The sequence below is a fragment of the Mycobacterium sp. 1245801.1 genome, assembly GCF_001673055.1.
In the GTDB taxonomy this organism is placed as follows: domain Bacteria; phylum Actinomycetota; class Actinomycetes; order Mycobacteriales; family Mycobacteriaceae; genus Mycobacterium; species Mycobacterium europaeum_A.
Window position 1 is genome coordinate 1 of the sequence record NZ_LZKY01000148.1, and the last position, 1,960, is coordinate 1,960.

Below are 1,960 nucleotides of genomic sequence, written 5' to 3' on the forward strand. Positions count from 1 at the left end.
CGAGGCGGTCCAGTCCGGCCAGTGCTCGACGTCGGTGAAGACGTCCCAGACGAGTCGGGGCGGTGCGTCGATCTCGACGCTGTCTTCGGTAAACATGTACCAAATGGTACATCCTTGGCGCGCGATACTGGAGAACGGAATGGAACCGACGGTGCGCCGGGGGGCGCTTGCGACACGCAAACACAAGTTGTTGTGTTGCCGTCGCTTGTCGCACCCCAGGGGTAGTGTCTGGAGCCTGAGATTCATCCGGCAAAACGGCGTGTGAAGTGGGGTTCTGGTGTCCGAAAACATGAAGCTGATCGACCGCGTTTCGGCGATCAACTGGAACCGGCTGCAAGACGACAAGGACGCCGAGGTCTGGGACCGGCTGACCGGCAACTTCTGGCTGCCGGAGAAGGTGCCGGTGTCCAACGACCTGCCGTCATGGGGCACCCTGACCGCCCACGAGAAGCAGATGACCATGCGCGTGTTCACCGGCCTGACCCTGTTGGACACCATCCAGGGCACGGTCGGGGCGGTCAGCCTCATCCCCGACGCGCTGACCCCGCACGAGGAAGCGGTGTACACCAACATCGCGTTCATGGAGTCGGTGCACGCCCGCAGCTACAGCAACATCTTCTCCACGCTGTGCTCGACCGCCGAGATCGACGACGCCTTCCGCTGGTCGGAGGAGAACCCCAACCTGCAGCGCAAGGCCGAGATCGTCATGCAGTACTACAAGGGCGACGAGCCGCTCAAGCGCAAGGTCGCCTCCACGCTGCTGGAGAGCTTCCTGTTCTACTCCGGCTTCTACCTACCGATGTACTGGTCGAGCCGGGCCAAGCTGACCAACACCGCCGACATGATCCGGCTGATCATCCGCGACGAGGCCGTGCACGGCTATTACATCGGCTATAAGTTCCAGCGCGGCCTGGCCCTGGTGGACGACGCGCGCAAGCAGGAGCTCAAGGACTACACCTACGAGTTGCTCTTCGAGCTCTACGACAACGAGGTGGAGTACACCCAGGACCTCTACGACGAGGTCGGGCTGACCGAGGACGTCAAGAAGTTCCTGCGCTACAACGCCAATAAGGCGCTGATGAACCTCGGCTACGAGGCGCTGTTCCCGCGCGACGAGACCGACGTCAACCCGGCGATCCTGTCGGCGCTGTCACCCAACGCCGACGAGAACCACGACTTCTTCTCCGGCTCGGGCTCGTCCTACGTGATCGGCAAGGCCGTCGTCACCGAGGACGAGGACTGGGACTTCTAGCAACCGCAGCTCGCATAGCTGGTCCGTCTTGCACGGTCGGCCGGCCGGAGACTTATTGGTCCGCTCCATACGCCGCGCGGGAGTTTTTACAAACACAGTTGTAATTAGATGCGGGAGCGATTACGCTGCCATCGACGAATCGGGACACGTCGCCAAACATCTGGGTCGCCTATAGGGGGAAGTTTGGGAAGTATGTTGTTCCGCGTAGCTACCGTCACCGCAAAGATCGTCACTGCCGCCTTATGACCGTCGCGTTGCTGACCCAGCATCTGTACGAGTTTGCCGTCGAATTGCGCCGATTGGCCTACACCATGCCTGGTGGGTATGAAGACCCGCTGATCCAGCTGAGCGAGCGAATGGTCCACTGCGCCACCGAGCAGAGCTCGGAAGGTGTTGGCTAGCTCGGCCGATCACTGTCGCCTCTTTGGAACTTCTACTAGCGACTGGCAAACGCGCATTGGGTTTCCCGCGATCTGCTTTCTCGCGATTGTGGATACCAGCCGATTATTGACTCGACCGCTAATAAGCCCGAAGCGGAAAATACCCGTACCCGATTTACCGCGGGCCTCCGACGTTGCTTTGTGGCCCGCACTGCTTGGCTTCCCGCGCGATCACTCGCACTAGCCGCCAGCGGCACGTCGGCTAGATCTGCAGTGGCGTTCGCATGCACGTTCCTCGACGCGAGGACGAGGGCCGGGACTGCTGGCC

At 61.4% G+C, this 1,960-nt stretch carries 3 protein-coding genes; 2 read left to right on the forward strand and 1 reads right to left on the reverse strand.

Annotation, left to right across the window (positions count from 1 at the left end):
• On the reverse strand, positions 1-96 hold a 96-nt coding region (locus tag A5622_RS08835), incomplete at its 3' end, for an SRPBCC family protein (RefSeq protein WP_197507977.1).
• Positions 97-277: 181 nt separating this feature from the next.
• On the opposite strand from A5622_RS08835, the gene nrdF reads away from it, so the two are divergent.
• Together nrdF and A5622_RS29590 are read left to right on the forward strand one after the other, a co-directional pair.
• Positions 278-1,252 carry a class 1b ribonucleoside-diphosphate reductase subunit beta gene (gene nrdF / locus A5622_RS08840; protein ID WP_197497868.1) on the forward strand — a complete coding sequence of 325 codons (975 nt, stop codon included), beginning with the start codon at positions 278-280 and terminating at the stop codon, positions 1,250-1,252.
• A gap of 242 nt (positions 1,253-1,494) precedes the next feature.
• Complete coding sequence (locus tag A5622_RS29590) at positions 1,495-1,653, forward strand: hypothetical protein (RefSeq protein WP_165827780.1); 159 nt, start codon at positions 1,495-1,497, stop codon at positions 1,651-1,653.
• The last annotated feature ends 307 nt before the right edge of the window (positions 1,654-1,960 follow it).